Origin of the sequence: Streptomyces sp. NP-1717, assembly GCF_022695985.1 — a bacterium.
Classification (GTDB): domain Bacteria; phylum Actinomycetota; class Actinomycetes; order Streptomycetales; family Streptomycetaceae; genus Streptomyces.
Genome location: NZ_JAAPBF010000015.1, coordinates 1 through 17946, shown reverse-complemented (window position 1 = coordinate 17946; position 17946 = coordinate 1). Strand labels below are relative to the sequence as shown.

The 17946-nt window shown below is 71.3% G+C and carries 17 protein-coding genes, 2 tRNA genes and 1 pseudogene; 16 read left to right on the top strand and 4 right to left on the bottom strand.

Annotation, left to right across the window (positions count from 1 at the left end):
• The 6 genes from GXP76_RS05265 to GXP76_RS05240 all read left to right on the top strand — a co-directional run bounded on the left by GXP76_RS05265 (position 1) and on the right by GXP76_RS05240 (position 7502).
• Positions 1 to 2145 (top strand): hypothetical protein, encoded by a 2145-nt coding sequence (locus GXP76_RS05265; protein WP_242570232.1) that lies wholly within the window; start codon positions 1 to 3, stop codon positions 2143 to 2145.
• A 278-nt stretch (positions 2146 to 2423) separates the two neighbouring features.
• Positions 2424 to 3551: a glutamate 5-kinase gene (gene proB, locus GXP76_RS05260; protein ID WP_242570231.1), complete on the top strand. Its 1128-nt coding sequence runs from the start codon at positions 2424 to 2426 to the stop codon at positions 3549 to 3551.
• Between the two features lie 145 nt (positions 3552 to 3696).
• Positions 3697 to 4224, top strand: a complete 528-nt coding sequence (locus GXP76_RS05255) for a hypothetical protein (protein WP_242570230.1) — start codon at positions 3697 to 3699, stop codon at positions 4222 to 4224.
• A gap of 95 nt (positions 4225 to 4319) precedes the next feature.
• Complete coding sequence (locus GXP76_RS05250) at positions 4320 to 5612, top strand: glutamate-5-semialdehyde dehydrogenase (protein ID WP_242570229.1); 1293 nt, start codon at positions 4320 to 4322, stop codon at positions 5610 to 5612.
• A gap of 70 nt (positions 5613 to 5682) precedes the next feature.
• Positions 5683 to 6279: a hypothetical protein gene (locus GXP76_RS05245; protein ID WP_242570228.1), complete on the top strand. Its 597-nt coding sequence runs from the start codon at positions 5683 to 5685 to the stop codon at positions 6277 to 6279.
• 104 nt (positions 6280 to 6383) lie between these two features.
• Positions 6384 to 7502 (top strand): hypothetical protein, encoded by a 1119-nt coding sequence (locus GXP76_RS05240; RefSeq protein WP_242570227.1) that lies wholly within the window; start codon positions 6384 to 6386, stop codon positions 7500 to 7502.
• A gap of 226 nt (positions 7503 to 7728) precedes the next feature.
• On the opposite strand, the gene GXP76_RS05235 is transcribed toward GXP76_RS05240, so the two are convergent.
• Positions 7729 to 8862, bottom strand: a complete 1134-nt coding sequence (locus GXP76_RS05235) for a M48 family metallopeptidase (protein ID WP_242570226.1) — start codon at positions 8860 to 8862, stop codon at positions 7729 to 7731.
• Positions 8863 to 9058: 196 nt separating this feature from the next.
• Here GXP76_RS05235 and GXP76_RS05230 point away from each other — a divergent pair, with 196 nt between their 5' ends.
• From GXP76_RS05230 to GXP76_RS05195, 8 genes are all read left to right on the top strand, one after another.
• Complete coding sequence (locus tag GXP76_RS05230; protein WP_242570225.1) at positions 9059 to 9223, top strand: hypothetical protein; 165 nt, start codon at positions 9059 to 9061, stop codon at positions 9221 to 9223.
• A gap of 38 nt (positions 9224 to 9261) precedes the next feature.
• Positions 9262 to 9891, top strand: coding sequence for a nicotinate-nucleotide adenylyltransferase (gene nadD / locus GXP76_RS05225; RefSeq protein WP_242570224.1), 630 nt, complete (start codon positions 9262 to 9264; stop codon positions 9889 to 9891).
• A 19-nt stretch (positions 9892 to 9910) separates the two neighbouring features.
• Complete coding sequence (locus tag GXP76_RS05220) at positions 9911 to 11620, top strand: LCP family protein (RefSeq protein ID WP_242570223.1); 1710 nt, start codon at positions 9911 to 9913, stop codon at positions 11618 to 11620.
• Between the two features lie 75 nt (positions 11621 to 11695).
• A complete protein-coding gene (gene rsfS / locus GXP76_RS05215) occupies positions 11696 to 12127 on the top strand; it encodes a ribosome silencing factor (protein ID WP_078077390.1) in 432 nt (143 codons plus the stop codon).
• Positions 12124 to 12777, top strand: a complete 654-nt coding sequence (locus GXP76_RS05210; protein ID WP_242570267.1) for a histidine phosphatase family protein — start codon at positions 12124 to 12126, stop codon at positions 12775 to 12777. Before rsfS ends, GXP76_RS05210 begins: the two co-directional genes overlap by 4 nt.
• 140 nt (positions 12778 to 12917) lie before the next feature.
• Positions 12918 to 12990, top strand: a tRNA-Ala gene (locus tag GXP76_RS05205).
• Between the two features lie 204 nt (positions 12991 to 13194).
• Positions 13195 to 13359 carry a hypothetical protein gene (locus tag GXP76_RS05200; RefSeq protein WP_242570222.1) on the top strand — a complete coding sequence of 55 codons (165 nt, stop codon included), beginning with the start codon at positions 13195 to 13197 and terminating at the stop codon, positions 13357 to 13359.
• A 3-nt stretch (positions 13360 to 13362) separates the two neighbouring features.
• Positions 13363 to 13596, top strand: a complete 234-nt coding sequence (locus tag GXP76_RS05195) for a hypothetical protein (protein WP_031231688.1) — start codon at positions 13363 to 13365, stop codon at positions 13594 to 13596.
• Here GXP76_RS05195 and GXP76_RS05190 read toward each other — a convergent pair.
• Positions 13575 to 14804, bottom strand: coding sequence for a glycosyltransferase 87 family protein (locus GXP76_RS05190; protein WP_242570221.1), 1230 nt, complete (start codon positions 14802 to 14804; stop codon positions 13575 to 13577). The two genes, GXP76_RS05195 and GXP76_RS05190, sit on opposite strands and share 22 nt — an antisense overlap.
• Before the next feature lie 119 nt (positions 14805 to 14923).
• Between GXP76_RS05190 and GXP76_RS05185 the strand changes: the two genes are divergently transcribed.
• Positions 14924 to 14996 (top strand) — tRNA-Ala (locus GXP76_RS05185).
• A gap of 74 nt (positions 14997 to 15070) precedes the next feature.
• Positions 15071 to 15970, top strand: a complete 900-nt coding sequence (locus GXP76_RS05180; protein WP_242570220.1) for a putative RNA methyltransferase — start codon at positions 15071 to 15073, stop codon at positions 15968 to 15970.
• 46 nt (positions 15971 to 16016) lie between these two features.
• Here GXP76_RS05180 and GXP76_RS05175 read toward each other — a convergent pair whose 3' ends face one another.
• Positions 16017 to 17612: an NADH-quinone oxidoreductase subunit NuoF family protein gene (locus tag GXP76_RS05175; RefSeq protein ID WP_242570219.1), complete on the bottom strand. Its 1596-nt coding sequence runs from the start codon at positions 17610 to 17612 to the stop codon at positions 16017 to 16019.
• Positions 17609 to 17946 (bottom strand): annotated as a pseudogene (locus tag GXP76_RS05170) (hypothetical protein); the annotation flags it as partial. The pseudogene GXP76_RS05170 and the gene GXP76_RS05175, both read right to left, overlap by 4 nt.

Below are 17946 nucleotides of genomic sequence, written 5' to 3'. Positions count from 1 at the left end.
GTGATTTCGACCGCCATCCGCCTGGCCCGTGTGGGCAGCCGAGCCGAGCTGGCCGCCGCCGCCCTGCTGGGGCTCGGATACCCGTGCGTCATGCTCGCAGCGCTGATCCCGAACCTCTGGTTCTTCGCGGCTGCCTGTGCCGTGACCTACGGCGCGGACCGATTCCTGCATCAGCGCAACAGCTATCTCATCAACCGGCTCAACAAGGTCCGGGCCGGGCTGTCGATCCGCTTCCTGGTGCGCCAGTTGCTCCTCGTGCTGCTCCTGGCGCGGATGGACCTGGCCGAACAGCCCCTGTTCTACGCGGCGGTCGCCGGCTTCCTGCTCTTCTACGGTCTCCAGGCACCCCAGGGCGCGCTGGCGACCCTCATCCGGCTGCGCCGCGGCATGCCGGTCGTCGCGCGCAACGTCGACCTCCACGCCCTGCGCATCCCGGACGCCCCGCCCAACTATCTGGTGAACCGCTCCGCCGAGAAGATGCTCCACCTCGACGTGTTCGCGATCGCCGGACTGCTCGCCGCCGCCGAGACCGGCACGGACGCCTACGGCTACGCGGGACTCGGCATCACCCTCGTCCTCGGCCTGGTCTACATCCTGCTGCTCGTGCCGTACCTGCGCCGCAGCCGCCGCGTGCCCACGGCCCCCGCCGTCCTCGGCGCAGTCGACAACTGGCTGCGGGAGTACCAGCCTTCGGTGGTCCTGTACTTCTCCGGCTCCAAGGAGTCCGCCTACCAGGTCAACATGTGGCTGGAGACCCTGGAGCAGTCCGAGGGCCGGCCGCTGGTCGTGCTGCGCGAGCGGGCCATCATGACCCAACTCGCCCCGACCTGGCTGCCGGTGCTCTGCGTCCCCGGCGGCACGCACCTGATGAACCTCGACCTGTCGTCCGTCCGGGTCGCGCTCTACGCCGCCAACGTCGGCAAGAACATCCACCTGCTGCGCGTGCCGACCATGAAGCACGTTTTCATCGGCCACGGCGACAGCGACAAGATCGCCAGCGTCAACCCGTTCAGCAAGGTGTACGACGAGGTGTGGACCGCCGGGCGGGCCGGCCGCGACCGGTACGCGCTAGCCGACGTCGGCGTCCGTGACGAGGACATCGTCGAGGTGGGCCGCCCGCAGCTCGCGCCGATCAAAACCGGCTCGGGCACGCCCGGACAGCCCGTACCGACGATCCTGTACGCCCCCACCTGGGAGGGCTGGGACGACAACCCCGGCAACACCTCGCTGCTGCTGGCCGGCGAGAACATCGTCAAGCGGCTGCTGAAGGCCGAGAAGCCCGTCCGGGTCATCTACAAGCCCCACCCCTTCACCGGCATCCGTGACAAGAAGGCCAAGGCGGTCCACGACCGGATCACCGCGATGGTGAACGCCGCGAACGTGGCACGCGCCGCCGAGCCGCGCTGGACCAAGGAATCCGCCGACGCGCAGGCCGGACAGGCCGCCGCCCGCGCCGAGTTGACCCGTATCGAGGGCCAACTGGCCGCGCTCACCGCCCCCGGCCGCTCCGGCGGCGACGAGTCGGAGGAGTCGCGCGTCTCGCTCGCCGACCCGGAGCGCCTGGACCGCGCGAAGGCGCTGCGGGCCGAATGGAACGACGCGTACTGGCGCACCTTCGGCTGGTGGGAGCACAAGGTCGTCACGGGCGCCGAGCCCAAGCTGTACGACTGCTTCAACCAGTCCGACGGCATGGTTTCGGACATCTCCAGCGTGGTGTCGGACTTCATCGCGAGCGGCAAGCCGTACGCCGTGACCGACTCCGCCCAGCTCGGCGTGGAGGAGTTCAAGCGCCAGAACACCGCCGTGCGGGCCGCCGTCGTCCTGTCCAACAGCGCGGTGGAGCTGGACGAGCTGCTGAAGGCGGTCGCCGATCCGGCGGCCGACCGGCTGGCCGCCGCCAGGCGCGAGCTGAAGACGTATCTGCTCGGGCCCGACGAGCCGACGTCGATCCAGCAGTTCAACGCCGCCGTCACCGCCCTGGGCGCCAAGGCCGAGGCCCGTAACGTCGGCGTCCAGCAGCGGCTGAGCGCCCAGGAGCAGCCCGGCACGGAGCCGGAGCGCGAGCCCGCCGCCGACCCCGAGGCGGCGTCGGTCGCGGCCGACGCCACGGAGCCGAACGGCGCGCAGGCCCCGGTCGCGCGCTGACGGACACCACGCCCACGGCCCGGACGACCCCGTGTGGGGGGCGGCCCGGGCCGTACGCGTACGAGCGTGCCGTGCCGGGGCATTGCCCCGGGTGCGCACCGCGGCGCGGTGCCACACCCGTCCCCGGGGCCGCGGGGGCCCGTGCGCGTGGTGCCTGCGGAGTCCCGCGCGGGGGCGCCCCGCCCGTGCGAGGTCGCGGCCCCGGACACCGGCCCGGGCGCTGTCCAGCGCGTGAAACGACCGCGCGCCGACGAGGCCCGCTGGCATAGATTCGGCCCGTGACAGTGGCAAGGCAGTACGTAACGCAAGCCCGCAGGATCGTCGTCAAGGTCGGCTCCTCCTCGCTCACCACCGCCTCCGGCGGGCTCGACGCGGACCGCGTCGACGCCCTCGTCGACGTACTCGCCAAGGCCCGCGGCGGCGGCGAGAAGGAGATCGTCCTCGTCTCCAGCGGCGCCATCGCCGCCGGCCTCGCCCCGCTCGGCCTCGCCCGCCGCCCCCGCGACCTCGCCCGCCAGCAGGCGGCGGCCAGCGTCGGACAGGGACTGCTCGTCGCCCGCTACGCCTCGTCCTTCTCGCGCTACGGGCTGCGCGTCGGCCAGGTCCTGCTCACCACCGACGACACCAGCCGCCGCTCCCACTACCGCAACGCCTACCGCACGCTCGACCAGTTGCTCACCATGGGCACCGTCCCGGTCGTCAACGAGAACGACACCGTCGCCACCGAGGAGATCCGCTTCGGCGACAACGACCGGCTGGCCGCGCTCGTCGCCCATCTCGTCCGCGCCGACCTCCTCGTCCTGCTCTCGGACGTCGACGGCCTGTACGACGGTGATCCCGCCAAACCCGGCACCTCCCGGATCGCACGCGTCGACGGTCCCGCCGATCTGATCGGCGTCTCCATGGGAAGCGCGGGCAAGGCCGGACTCGGCACCGGCGGCATGGTCACCAAGGTCGAGGCGGCCAGGATCGCCGCCGCCGCGGGCATCCCCGTCGTACTGACCTCGGCCGGCCGCGCGGGCGACGCCCTCGCCGGCCGCGACACGGGTACGTACTTCGGCCGAACCGGGCGCCGGTCGGCCGACCGGCTGCTCTGGCTCGCCCACGCGTCCACGCCGCAGGGCGCGCTGACCCTCGACGAAGGCGCCGTACGGGCCGTCGTGGAGCGCCGCACCTCACTGCTGCCGGCCGGGATCGCCTCGGTGGAGGGCGAGTTCAGCGCGGGGGACCCGGTCGAACTGCGCGACACGGCAGGCCGTGCCGTGGCCCGTGGACTGGTCAACTTCGACGCCAAGGAGATTCCCCAGCTACTCGGCCGCTCCACCCGGGATCTGGCGCGGGATCTGGGGCCCGCCTACGAGCGGGAGGTCGTACACAGGGACGATCTGGTCATCCTGCATCCATGACCCTCCCCTGAAACGGCTGAAAGTCCGGTTTTTTGGAAGGGACCTTTACCGAAAGCACCCCATGCCCCCTCCCGGGCTGGTCAACTTTGTCTCAGGGGTACGAGGCGGGGTAGCAGTAGGACGACGCAGCAACAGGAGGCCGCCGGTGAGACGAACGCGCCCGGGGGCGGGGTCCCTCGGGTCAGGAGGAGGCACTTTGCACGCCCGGAGGGCCGCGGGGGAAGAGCGGACGCTGACCAGCGTCGAAGCGGGACCGGACTTCGACGACTTCGACGACGTGCAGGATCCGGGCACGTCCCGGCGGGCACAGGCGCGCGGGGAGGACCGCGCGGTGTCGAAGCTCTGGCACATCACGCTCAGCGTTTCCGGTCCCGAGGCGCCGATCACCGAGGTCAGACGGGGCCTAGAACAGCTCGCCCACGACCATCCCTTCCTGCTCACCAGCAGATACGCGAACGATCACGCGGAGATCCGGTACTGGGAAGAGGCCAGGGATCTGCACGACGCGGCGGCGGTCGCGCTGCGGCTCTGGGGCGAGCACCGGTCGAGCGCCAGGCTGCCTCCCTGGGAGATCGTCGGTCTCGAAGTCATCGACCGGGAGACCTACCACCTGCGCATCGCGGAGGGCTACGGCCCGCCGCCTGCCGCGCCGGTGGGCGTCCATCCGTTCTGACCGAAGGGGCCGCGGCCCGCACCGGAGAGGTCGCGGCCGTCTCGGAGTACGGGATACGGGGGAAGTGCCCGCGGCGCGCGCATTACCCTGCGGGCATGACCTCCCTCTCGCCGTACGACAACCTGACACCGGTCACCAGGACCGCCTACCGCGCCCGCTCCGCAGCCGCGGACCTCGCCCCACTGCCGCGCTCGGTCAAGGACGACGCGCTGCTGGCGATCGCCGACGCCCTGGAAGTCCGTACGCAGGAGATCATCAAGGCGAACGGCGAGGACGTCGAGCGGGCCAGGGAAGCGGGCACCAGCGAGGCGATCATCGACCGGCTGACCCTCACACCCGAGCGGGTGCGGGCGATCGCCGCCGACGTACGCGACGTGGCCGCGCTGCCCGATCCGGTCGGTGAGGTCGTCCGCGGATCGACGCTCCCCAACGGCATCGACCTGCGCCAGGTGCGCGTCCCGCTGGGCGTGGTCGGGATCATCTACGAGGCCCGCCCCAACGTCACCGTGGACGCGGCGGCGCTCTGCCTGAAGTCCGGCAACGCCGTACTGCTGCGCGGCTCGTCCTCCGCGTACTCCTCCAACACCGCGCTCGTGCGCGTGCTGCGCGACGCCGTCGGCGGGGCCGGGCTGCCGGCCGACGCCGTCCAGCTCGTGCCGGGCGAGAACCGCGACTCCGTACGCGAACTGATGCGCGCCCGCGGACTGGTCGACGTGCTGATCCCGCGCGGCGGCGCCTCGCTGATCCGCACCGTCGTGGAGGAGTCCACCGTCCCCGTCATCGAGACCGGCACCGGCAACTGCCACGTCTACGTGGACGCCGAGACCGACCTCGACATGGCCGTCGACATCCTCCTCAACTCCAAGGCGCAGCGCCCCAGCGTCTGCAACGCCGCCGAGACGCTCCTCGTCCACCAGGACGTCGCCGCCGCCTTCCTGCCGCGCGCGCTCGACGCGCTCGCCGGGGCCGGGGTCACCGTGCACGCCGACGAGCGGGTGCTGGAGTTGGCGGAGACGGCCGGCGGCACGAAGGCCACCGTCGTGGCGGCCACCGCCGAGGACTGGGAGACCGAGTACCTGTCGTACGACATCGCCGCCGCCGTGGTCGACTCGCTCGACGCGGCCGTCGCCCACATCCGGCTCTGGTCCTCCGGTCACACCGAGGCCATCGTCACCACTTCGCAGGCGGCGGCCCGCCGCTTCACCCAGTTGGTCGACTCCACGACCGTCGCGGTCAACGCGTCGACGCGGTTCACGGACGGCGGGCAGTTCGGCTTCGGCGCCGAGATCGGTATCTCCACGCAGAAACTGCACGCGCGCGGACCGATGGGACTGCCGGAACTGACGTCGACCAAGTACATCGTGACAGGCGACGGTCACACACGGTAGCCGAGGGCGGAATCCGGCGGAATCTCCGCTGTCCCTGCCGAAAACGGCCTCCCCGGTCTACTCTGAGAAGGTGCCGGACGACGTGGGGGGCAAGCCGTTCCCGGACGGCTGGGAGCCCGACGACGACCGCGGAGGCGCGGACGAGGACTTCGCCTCCGTGGTGTTCGACGAGGACTTCATCCGGTCCGCTCCCATTCATGAACCGACCGCCGTCGAGCGGCTGCTGGCCGCCGCACAGGCGCGCGCCGACGCCGAGGCGGCCCGCGCGCGCTCCTACGGCGGCCGGTCCGACGACGACCGCTACGAGGACGGTTTCGGCCCGGCGGGCGAGTACGGCGACCAACGGCCCTACGGCGCCGCGTACGACCCGGACGACCCGGACGGCGACTTCGGCCCGTACGGACGCCACGGCGGCGCTCTGCGCCCCTACCGGGGCAGCGCCCGCTGGCACCGGCCCGTCGCCTGGATCCTCGCCGTGGTGATGGGCATCGGCATGGTCGCCCTCGCGTTCACCGCCGTCTACCGCGGCGCCTCGGGCAACCGCCAGGACCGGGTGCCACCGCCCGCCACGACCGGCCTGGACTCCTCGCGGGGCGCGGACGGATCCGCGTCCTCGACGGAGTACTCGGTCCCCGCGGTCTCGGCCGTGCCACGCAGCACTCCATGAGCCCCGTGCCCCCGCCGTCGAGCGCTGTGACGCTCCGTGGCGGGGGTCGCTCCTGAGGACGCCGCCCGCGTTTATGTTCGGCCCCGCCGACCTAACCTGAAGGTATGGCAGCGCGCGGAGACCCACCCGAGGGCACGCCTGAGGGAACACCCGGCGGTGGCGATGACGAGTACCGGTCCGTCGTCTTCGACGAATCGTTCGTCCGTGCTGCGCGTCTCCAGGAGTTCTCCGCCAAGGAGCGCATGGGCGACCACTCCCACGCGGTACGCCGCCGGGACCCCGCCGAGAAGCCCGCCGCTGGCTCGCTGACCCCCCGGCGCGGATCGCTCCAGGTCCTGCTGCTGGTGCTGGTGATCGCCGTGGCCTTCGGCACCGCCGTCTACGTCGGTGTCCGGCCCCCGTACCGGCCGGCCGTCACCCGATCGGCGGAACCGCTGCGTATGACGGTCATTCCGCTCGCGCCGGCCGGCGTGGTGCCGGGCGACGACCCCGAGAGACTGCTGCGGCAGAGCCCGGCGGCGAAATTCCCCACCGGAGCCTCGGGCATCCCCCTGCCGCTGGCCCGCCGGACACCGCACTTCACGGAGAACGAGGTGATGACCGCGCTGACCACCGCGAAGGACTACCTCGTCGCCTCGTCCGTCGACCCGGACGTCCTCACCGGTGCCGAGCGGCTCCCGGTACGGTCGCTGCTCGACCCCCAGCAGCTCGCCCAGTTCGACGCGAGCTTCGCCGATCCGGCCGACGACGGCAGACACGCGCCGGAGGGCTGGCTGGTGCGCTTCGACCCGGAGAAGGTGGCGCTCGCCGACTCGGCGGTCCACGTCCGGGGCACACTCCGGTTCGCGGAGTCGACGCCCGGCACGATCGACGTGATGTCGGACCACACCTTCGTCTACGCGCTGCGTCCCGCCGGGCGGTCGGCGGGGGAGGGCGAAGGGGAGAAGGCGAAGCGGGACGCCTCGCTGTTCACCGTCCGCCGGACACTGCACTTCCGCTTCGACCGCGACGATCTGCCCGGACACCGGGCCGAACTGCTGACCAGCCACGTCCAGGCGGGACCACAGGCGTGCTCGACGGAGGCGTCGAGCACCCTGACACCGCTGCTGGCGGGCGCCAGGGCGAAGCCCGCGGGCCCGGCCGGCACCGATCCGTACGCGACGGGACCACCCACCGCCGGGCTGTGCGGCGTGCTGGACAGCGGCGCGCAGCCCGGCGGTTAGGCCGTGTCCGGCACATCCCGCCTGGCCGGCGGCGCCTGGCACGGCACCTCGCCGCGCTGTCGGGACGGCCGAGTGCGGCAGGTCCATCCACAACGCCGGCCCTCCGCCTCGGGCTGCACCGCACCAGCCGCCGCCGGCCCCGGCCCTGCGGGCGGACGGCGCCATGTGTCAGGCACGGCCCCAGGCCCTCTCCGGCGGATACGTACGGCCGGTGGCCCCGCGGCGGCTACTTGCCGTCGTCGTCCGCCGGCCTGCCGCCGCTGCCCTCGGAGCCCGCGCCGTTGCTCCCGCGGTTGCCCCCGCCGGTGTTTCCGCCGCCACCGCCGTTGCCCGTGAACCTGTCCCGGAGCTTGCCGCCCAGATCGCCCGCGCCGCCCGCGATGTCGCCGACCAGCTTCATCAGCGGGTCCTTGCTGGTGCGGACCGTGTCCGCGTAGTGCGAGGCGGAGTCCCGGATCGAGTCGCTGACCGAGGTGTCCTTGTCCTCCGAACGACGCGGGTAGTGCCCGTCCATGATCCGCTGGAAGTCGCGGCTCTCGCCCCACTTCTTCAGCTCGGCGGCGCGCACGGTGGTGAACGGGTGCGTACGCGGCAGGACGTTGAGGATCTTGAGCACGGAGTCGCGCAGGTCGCCCCCCGCCTCGTACTCCGCCGCCTGCTCCAGGAACGCGTCCACGTTCATCTCGTGCAGATGGTTGCCGCCCGCGATCTTCATCAGACCGCGCATCGACGCCTGGGGGTCCTGGCCGACCAGCAGGCCCGCCCGGTCCGCCGACAGCTCCGACTTGCGGAACCACTCGCGCAGCGCCGACACGATCGCCATGATCGCGACATTGCCGAGCGGGATCCAGGCGACCTTGAGCGCGAGATTCGTGAGGAAGAGCAGGATCGTGCGGTAGACGGAGTGCCCGGACAGCGCGTGGCCCACCTCGTGACCGACGACCGCCCGCATCTCCTCCTCGTCCAGCAGCTCGACGAGACCCGTGTTGACCACGATGATCGGCTCGTCGAGACCGATGCACATCGCGTTGGGCATCGGGTTCTGCGCGACGTACATCGTGGGGACCTTCTCCAGGTCCAGGATGTAACAGGCGTCCAGCAGCATCGTGTGCAGATGCGCGAACTGCACGTCGCTGACCCGCACCGAGTCGGAGAGGAAGAGAAGGCGCAGGCTGCGCTCCGGCAGCAGGGCGCTCATCGCCTTGAAGACCGTGTCGAAACCGCTCAGCTTGCGCAGCGCGACCAGGGCCGAGCGGTCCGCGGGATGTTCGTACGCCCGGGAGGAGATACCGGGGAAGCGCTTGCGCTGCCGGCTCGGCACATTCTCGTGACTGGCTGCCTCGTGGCTGTCTTCGGTCATGGAAATCCCCTGTTCGTACGAGTCGTCGGCTCGTCCCCCTGACAGGCCCCACCGTATGTGCTGCGGATACGGTTATGGCCGGGCCGCGGTGCGCCGTCGTCGACAACAACGTCCGAGTCGGCGTGAGGGTGCCCGAACGGCCCGCATACGATGTGCGCGAAGTCTCCGCCCCCGATTCGAATGGGTCCTGCCGAAGATGAGCCTCTACAGCACCGCAGCCAACCTGGTCACCGTCGCCGCCGAGGGCGGCGAGCACGGCGGCGGCCACGAGAGCCTCAATGCCTACCTCACGGGCGGCGGCGCCCTGTTCGCGCTGCTTCTCATGCTGTGGATCACCACCCGCTTCAACCGCGATCGCTGAGACGGAGCCGTAACGCCGTGCCGGTAGGCTCCGCAGCCATGGGAGAGCAGGAAGTGCCGGCCGCCGGCGCGAAAGGCGGCGCCAGACGCCGTCTCGGCGTGATGGGCGGGACGTTCGATCCGATCCACCACGGACACCTGGTGGCGGCCAGCGAGGTGGCCGCGCTGTTCGATCTCGACGAGGTGGTGTTCGTACCGACGGGACAGCCGTGGCAGAAGAGCCAGACGGCGGTCTCTCCGGCGGAGGACCGCTATCTGATGACGGTCATCGCGACGGCCTCCAACCCGCAGTTCTCGGTCAGCCGTATCGACATCGACCGTGGCGGCAAGACCTACACCACCGATACGCTGCGGGATCTGCACTCCCTGCACGGCGACGCGGATCTCTTCTTCATCACCGGGGCGGACGCGCTGTCCCAGATCCTCAGCTGGCGGGACGCCGAAGAGCTGTTCGCGCTGGCCCACTTCATCGGTGTCACCCGGCCCGGACACGATCTGACGGACGACGGACTGCCCAAGGGCGGCGTCTCGTTGGTGGAGGTGCCCGCGCTCGCGATCTCGTCGACCGACTGCCGGGGAAGGGTCGCGCAGGGCGATCCGGTCTGGTATCTGGTGCCGGACGGTGTGGTGCGCTACATCGACAAGCGCCAGTTGTACCGCGGCGAATGAGCCGCGGAGAGGGGCACCGGTGAACGACCAGCAGCCGTACGACCCGTACGACCCGTATTACCAGCAGCCGCAGATCGTGGGCTACGACGAGTACGGGCAACCGGTGTACCAGCAGCAACAACAGCAACAGCAGCAGGAGCCACAGCACCAACAGCAGCCCCAGGCACAGCAGTACGACCCGTACACGCAGCAACAGGGTTACGGCTACGACCCGTACGGCGGCCAGCAGGCTCCGTACGACCCGTACGCCCAACAGCAACAGCAACAGGGTTACGGCTACGACACCGGCCAGCAGCAGGCGGCCGTCGACACCACGCAGTGGAACATCCCGCAGCAGCAGCAGCAGCAACAACAACATCAGCAGCAACAGCAGTCCGCGCCGGTCGAAGAGCCCGCGCCCGCACCCCCGGCCCCCTCCGCCCCCGCTCCCGAGCGTGCCGTGCCCGGGCAGCGGCGGTCCGCGCCCGACGGTGAGTACAAGACCGAGCAGTTCTCCTTCATAGAAGAGCCGGACGCCGACTCCGAAGACGTCATCGACTGGCTCAAGTTCACCGAAAGCCGTTCCGAGCGCCGCGAGGAGGCCCGTCGCCGAGGCCGCAGCCGCGTCGTCGCCCTGGTGGTCGTCATGGCGCTGGTGGTCGCCGGGGGCGTCGGCTACCTCTGGTACGCGGGCAAGCTGCCCGGCTTCCCGGCGGACGAGAAGAAGGAGAACACCGCGACCGGGCCGCAGAAGCGCGACGTGATCATGGTGAATCTGCACAACACCAAGAACAAGGACACCTCCACGGCGCTGCTCGTCAACAACTCGACGACCAAGCAGGGCACCACCGTCCTGCTGCCCAACTCCCTCGCCGTGGCCGACGGGGAGACCGGCACCACCGGCACCCTCGCCAAGTCCATCTCCGACAGCGGCTCCCAGAGCACCCGCGAGTCCGTCGACACCCTGCTCGGCACCAAGATCTCCGGGACCTGGCGGCTCGACACCCCGTATCTGGAGAACCTCGTCGAGCTGGTCGGCAACATCGACATCACCACGAACGCCGAGGTCCCCGCCGCCAAGAAGGGCGAGGACCCGCTGGTCACCAAGGGCGAGGAACAGTCGCTCAACGGGCCCGCCGCCGTCGCGTACGCCACCCACCTCGGCACCGGTGAGTCCGAGGTGAAGCAGCTGGAGCGCTTCGGCGCGGTCATGCAGGGCGTCCTGCGGAAGATCTCGGAGGACCCGAAGGGCGCGACGATCACCGTCGAGACCCTGGCGCAGATCCTCGAACCGCCGATGACCGAGCAGGACCTGGGCGCGGCCCTGGCCAGCCTCGCGGCGCACGCCAAGGTCGGCGACTACAAGACGACGGTCCTGCCGGTCGCCGAGGACGGCAGCCTCGGTGAAGAGGCGACCGAGACCGTCGTCAAGGACATCCTCGGCGGCACCGTCAGCGCTCCCGAGCAGGGCGCCGCCCTGCGGGTCGGTGTGAAGAACGCCACGGGCGACAAGGCGGACAGGGACGCCGCCCGGGTCTCGATCATCAACGGCGGCTACACCTTCGTCGACGCCGGTACGGCCGATCTCGCCGCGTCGTCGCAGGTCACCTACGGTGACGCGAAGAACAAGGCGCAGGCGGAAGAGGTCGCCAAGACCCTCGGACTGCCGGTGAGCGTGGTCAAGAAGGGCAAGGCCGCGCCCAACGCCGACGTTTCGGTCACCCTCGGTGGGGACTACGAAAGCGGCTGATCAAAAGGCTGCGCCTGCTTGTCGGCGGTCCGTGAGACCCTGGGGGTCTCCAGACCGCCGACGAAAGCATCGCCTGTGACCGCCACGGACCGCGCCATCGAGCTCATCAATACCGCCGCGCAGGCGGCAGCAGACCGGCTCGCGCACGACATCATCGCGTACGACGTCAGTGACGTGCTGTCGATCACCGACGCGTTCCTGCTCGCCTCCGCTCCCAACGACCGTCAGGTCAAGTCGATCGTGGACGAGATCGAGGAGCGTCTCAACAAGGAACTCGGCGCCAAGCCGGTGCGCCGCGAGGGCGACCGTGACGCCCGCTGGATCCTGCTGGACTACGTCGACATCGTGGTCCACGTCCAGCACAGCGAGGAGCGGGTCTTCTACGCGCTCGAACGCCTCTGGAAGGACTGCCCGGAGCTGCCGCTGCCGGAGGACGCCGTCAAGACCCGTGGCAAGGGCGCGGAGCACGCCGAGGTGAACGGTTCCATGGACGGTGAGCTGAGCTGAACGGCAGCAAGGGCGGCAGAGGCCGCCGCGTCATCCTGTGGAGGCACGGCCAGACGTCCTGGAACCTGGAGCGCCGCTTCCAGGGCACCACGGACATCGAGCTGACGGCGGACGGCGTCGCGCAGGCCCGTCGCTCCGCCCGGCTGCTCGCCTCACTGCGGCCGGACGCGATCGTCGCCTCGGACCTTCAGCGGGTCGTGGCCACGGCCGGCGAGCTGGCCTCGCTGACCGGGCTCACCGTCAGCTACGACTCCGCGCTCCGCGAGACCTACGCGGGCGCCTGGCAGGGTCTGACCCACGAAGAGATCGTGGAGCGGTTCGGCGAGCAGTATCAGGCGTGGAAGCGCGGTGAGCCCGTACGGCGCGGAGGCGGCGAGCTGGAGACCGAGGTGGCCGACCGGGCCGCGCCCGTCGTGCTCCGCCACGCGGACAAGCTTCCCGACGGAGGCACGCTCGTCGTGGTCAGCCACGGCGGCACGATCCGCACGACGATCGGCCGGCTGCTCGGTCTCGAAGCGCACCACTGGGAAGGTCTCGGCGGGCTCTCCAACTGCTGCTGGTCCGTCCTGGGCGAGGGCGCGCGGGGCTGGCGTCTTCAGGAGCACAACGCGGGGACGCTCCCCGAGCCGGTGCTCGGCGACGACGACTGAGCGAGGTCCGGGCGGCCGTCGAACGGCGGCGGGGCGACGGCGGCCGGGAGCCGTCGGACCTCGGCGGAGGGGATTTCACTTTCCGGCAGATCGCAGGCTAAAGTTCATCCTGTTCACAGCGCGGAGCGCGAAGAACATGAGGGGCTATAGCTCAGTTGGTAGAGCGCCTGCATGGCATGCAGGAGGTCAGGAGTTCAATTCTCCTTAGCTCCACACATCCCCACACCGCGAATCCCGTCCTCCTCAAGAGGGCGGGATTTCTCGTTACGGGCGCGGCTCCCGCGGCGCGGCCGTCCGCCGCCCGCTCCTCCCCCGGAAGGTAACGGCCCGCCTGATCGTGCTGCCCTCCTCGCGATGCCATGACAGAATCGGACCGCCGGAGGGGGACGACGGCCCGGACGGGGAGGAGAGAGCGCGATGCCCGCCAGCAGCATCGACGAGGTCGGTGATCTGCTCGCGGCGACGGAGTCGGCCACCGGCCTGAGCTGTCCGTCGTGCGGTTCGTTCCATGTGGCCCAAGTACTCGGCGACAACGGCGGAGTTTCCTACGTGTGCACGGCCTGCGGCCACAGCTGGAGCTGAGTGATGGGTGCGCACAGGAGAAAATGCGACTGGTGCGGCAGCGGTACGCCCATCGTCCGGGACATGGACCCGCTCAACGCCTCGTTCCAGTACTGGTGCGAGGAGTGCGCCCGCGCGCTCATCATAAAAGGCGACCCCATCGAGACCTACCGGGAGCTGGAGGGCGAGCCCATCTACGGCCGCCTCCTGGACGAGCACTGCACGCTCAAGCGCTTCTACTCCTTCGCCACCGCGTAATCCGCGGGCGCCCGCTCCTTGCGGTCGGCGACCGCCAGATACACCAGCATCCCCAGCGCCATCGTCGGATAGATCGCCGTGAGCACCATCTGCGAGCGGTTCTGGGCCAGTTCGAGCCGTTCGACCGCACCGTGCGGTACCCGCCACAGCGCGTACGACCAGAAGCCCACCCCCACCGCCACCGCCCACTCCGTCCTGCCGTGCGCCATCAGGAGCAGCACCATCGGCACGCACCACACCCAGTGGTGCGACCAGGAGATGGGGCTGATCAGCAGTGCCGTCGCCGCGCAGGCGACGGTGGCCTCCGCCGTCCGCCCGCGACGGGCCGCGGTCACCGCGACGGCCAGCCCCGCCACGGCGACCACCGTGGCCACGGGGAGCCACCAGTGCGAGGGATCGACGGTGTGCAGAACCCGCGCGAACACACCGCGCAGCGACTGGTTCGCGGCGCCCTCCACCCGCCCCACCCGGTCCGCCCGGAAGACGATCTCGGTCCAGAAGCGGAGGGAGTCGGACGGCAGGACGACCGCCGAAGCGGCTGTCGCGGCGAGGAACGCGCCCACCGCCACGGCCGCCTGCCGCAGCCAGGGGTTCCAGCCGGCCTCGCGGAACCGCAGCAGACCGGTGATCAGCAGCATGACGGCGAACAGCGCCGGCGTCAGTTTGATCGCCGCCGCGAGACCGATGCCGACGCCCGCCCAGCGGTGGCCGCCGCGCCGGGTGAGGTCCCACAGGACGGCCACGCCGATCAGCAGGTTGATCTGCCCGTAGCGCAGGGTCGTCCACACCGGCTCGCACCAGACGGCGACCGCGGCCACCCACAGGGCGGCGCCGGGCCGGACCGCGTCCCGGAACGTCAGCCTCAGTGAGAGGTGGACGAACGCCACGAGGAGCAGGAGATTGCCCACCGTCGCGAGCGTGCGCATCTCCGGGACCGGCAGCAGCGTCAGCGGCGTGAACAGCAGCGCGGCGAACGGCGGATACGTCGTGGGGAGACCCGCCCGGGTCGCGCGCATCGCGTAGAGGTCGAGCCCGTCGAGCACCGTACGGCCCTCGGCCCGGTAGACCATCAGGTCGATCATCGAGACCGCGGCGAGACGCTGCGCGATCCAGAACCCCGCGAAGGACAAGAGACAGACACCGGCGCCTGCGAGGACGGACCGCCGGACGGCGGTCACTCGCGTGAGCACGGGAGTGGATACGGTCACGAAGGGTGACAGTAGCAGTCCTATCGGTGCATACCGGAAACGATTTGGCGGAGGGCCCGAGGGACCGTGTAATGTTGGCACCGCCGCCGAGGGGATGCCCGGAGTGCGGCACATCGCAAGGGGCTATAGCTCAGTTGGTAGAGCGCCTGCATGGCATGCAGGAGGTCAGGAGTTCAATTCTCCTTAGCTCCACATCTCGAAGTTCCCGTCCGGACGCCACGTCCGGGCGGGTTCTTCTCGTTGACAGCCCGTCGCGGAGGAACGCCGTGTCCAACTCGCCCGCCGCGCCCGGCCTCTGGCACCGGCTGCTCGATGTGCTGAGGTGCCCGCTGTGCGAAGGACCGCTCGCAACCCCGTACGGCGTCCCGGCACCCGTCGGGACCCTCCGGGGCGTCAAGTCCCTCGGCTGCGCTGCGGGCCACTCCTTCGACGTCGCCCGCCAGGGCTACCTCAGCCTGCTGACCGGCAACACGAACACGGCCAACGCCGACAACGCGGCCATGGTGAGCGCCCGGACGCTGTTCCTCGACGCCGGCCACTACGAGCCGCTCGCCCGCGCGCTGGCCGACACCGTCGCGGAGCTGTGCCCGCCGGACGGCACCGTCGTGGACGCCGGGGCGGGCACCGGCTACTACCTGGCGGCCGTCCTCGACGCCCTGCCCGACGCCGTGGGACTCGGCCTCGACGCGTCCAAGTTCGCGCTGCGCCGGGCCGCCGGCGCCCATCCGCGGGCCGGTGCGGCGACCGGCGACATCTGGAAGCCGCTGCCCGTCGTGAGCGGCGCCGCCGATGTCGTGACCAACGTCTTCGCACCCCGCAACGGCCCGGAGTTCCGGCGCGTCCTGCGGCCGGACGGTGCCCTCGTCGTCGTCACCCCGACCGCGCGCCACCTCGCGGAACTGCCCGCGAGCCTCGGCATGTTGTCCGTCGACGCCGCGAAGGAGGACCGGCTGCACCGCACGCTGTCCGGCCACTTCCGGCAGGAGCGCACGGACGTCGTGGAGCGCGAGGTCACCATGACCGACGACGACGTACGCCATCTGATCCTGATGGGACCGAGCGCCCACCACCTCGGTGCAGAGGAAGTGCACCGGAGCGTCGCGTCGCTCGGCACACCGCTCCCGGTGACCGTCTCCTTCCTCGTCTCGGTCTACCGGCCGCGCTGACACCTGTGTCCGGGAGGCGCGGACCGGCCTTCCCGCGGAGGAGGCGTCAGCGCCCCATGCCGAGGGCCTTCCTGCCACCGCCCGGCGGCAGGGCCGCCGGACCTCCCTGCCGTGCGGGGCGCTGCGGCGCCGGCTGCTCGATACGGAGCGCCAGCGCCGGGCAGCGCCGTACGGCACGCTGGGCACGGCCCCGCAGATGCATCGGTACGGAGGCGTCGGCGAGCGCGGGGTAGCCGTCGGGGCCGAGCCTGATCAGCTCGGGCACGATGTCCGCGCAGAGCCCGTGGCCCTGGCAGAGCGTCCAGTCCACGGCCAGCTTCTCGCCGCTCGGGATCGACTCCTCCGCCGTCTGGTAGCCGGGGCCCGGCAGCGGCAGCACACCCGTGGTGTCGCGACCGCAGCCGCCGTCCAGCACATGCGCGGCGAGGTCGTCGGTGAAGGCGGAGAGCGTGGACATGAAGAACCGCGCGGACCCGTCGGGGTGCTTGCACGCTCCCCGCCCCCGGACCGCCTGGGTGACCTCGCGCAGGGCCTCCAGGGCCGCGGGGCCGCCCCCGTTCAGTACGTCGCTCAGACCGCCCGCGGCGGCCGGCAGACCGAGCCGGCAGGGCCCGCACTGACCGGACGTCTCGGCGGCGAGCCAGTTGGCCACGCGCAGCGCCTCACCCAGCGGGCAGGTCTCCGGGCCGATCGGCAGGATCGCGCCCGCGCCGAGCGAGCCGCCCACCGCCGCGAGGGACTCGCGCGAGACGACCGCGTCGTGCGCGGCCACGGAGTCGATCCAGTTGCCGTGGTAGCCACCGGTCAGCACGCCCTGGGGGAGCGGCGGCGCCCCGGCGAGCTGGAGCACGTACCGCAGCGGCACCCCCGTGGGCACCTCCACGACCATGGGGCGGGCGACGGCGCCCGAGATGGTGAGCATGACGGTGCCGGGCTCCGCGTCGAGCCCCGTGTGCCCGTAGCGGCGCGCGCCGATCCGGGCGCCGATGGCCAGTTGCGCGTACGTCTCGGCGTTGGACAGCAGGGTCGGGGCGCCCCCGACGCCCGACTCGGCGGCGCGCACGCGGCGGCCGGGCGGCAGGGACGGCCCGCCGTTCGCCGCGCGGATGACGGACGAGGCCTCGCCGGAGACCATGCGTTCGGGCGTACGGATCACCCGCGCCCGCAGTTGCTGCCCGCGCCGGTCGGACAGGCCGCGTTCGGCGAGCGCCGCCCGCATCGATATCTCGGTGGAGTTGCGGGTGACGGCGACGACCAGGGTGCGCGCGCCCAGCGCCTCGGCCGCCAGCAGGGCGCCGTCGAGGATGAGATGGGGCGCGCGGTTGAGCAGCACCGTGTCCTTGCGGCAGGCGGGTTCGCCCTCACTGCCGTTGATCACGACGACGGGCCGCACCCCGCGCCGGATCGACGACTTGGCGACGGCGCGGAGCTTCTTGCCGAAGGGGAAGCCGGCGCCCCCGCGTCCGCGCAGGGTGATGTTCTCGGCGAGCTGTGCGAGCAGTTCTCCGGTCAGCGGCTCCAGCGGGCCGTGCACCTTCAGGTGCATGGAGAGGTCGAGCCGCTCGACGAGGTCGAATCCCTGTGTCAGCTGGGGAAGGCCGACGACACGGACTTCGGGGACATCGGGGAGAGGGGCGTTCACTGTCGGTCTCCTGCGGGTGGGTACCAGGGTTCACCGGCACTCGGGGTTCCCCCGCCGTCGGCGGGAGGCTGCTGGAACGTGTCGTCCGACCGCCGGTACGGATCGGCTTGTTGGTAGGGGCCGGGCCCTGGGGCGGCGTCGGTCTGTGCGTAGGGGGCCGACTGTAGGTACGTGTCGGACCGCTGGTTTGTCTCAGCTCGCCGGTAGGTCTCCTGCCGCTGGTACTCCTGCTGGTACGGCGACGGCTGCTGGTACGGGTCGGTCACGGGCGGCGCGGCGTCGGCGGACGGCTCGTGGGCCCGGGCCTGGACGGGGGGCGGGGGCGACGGTGTGG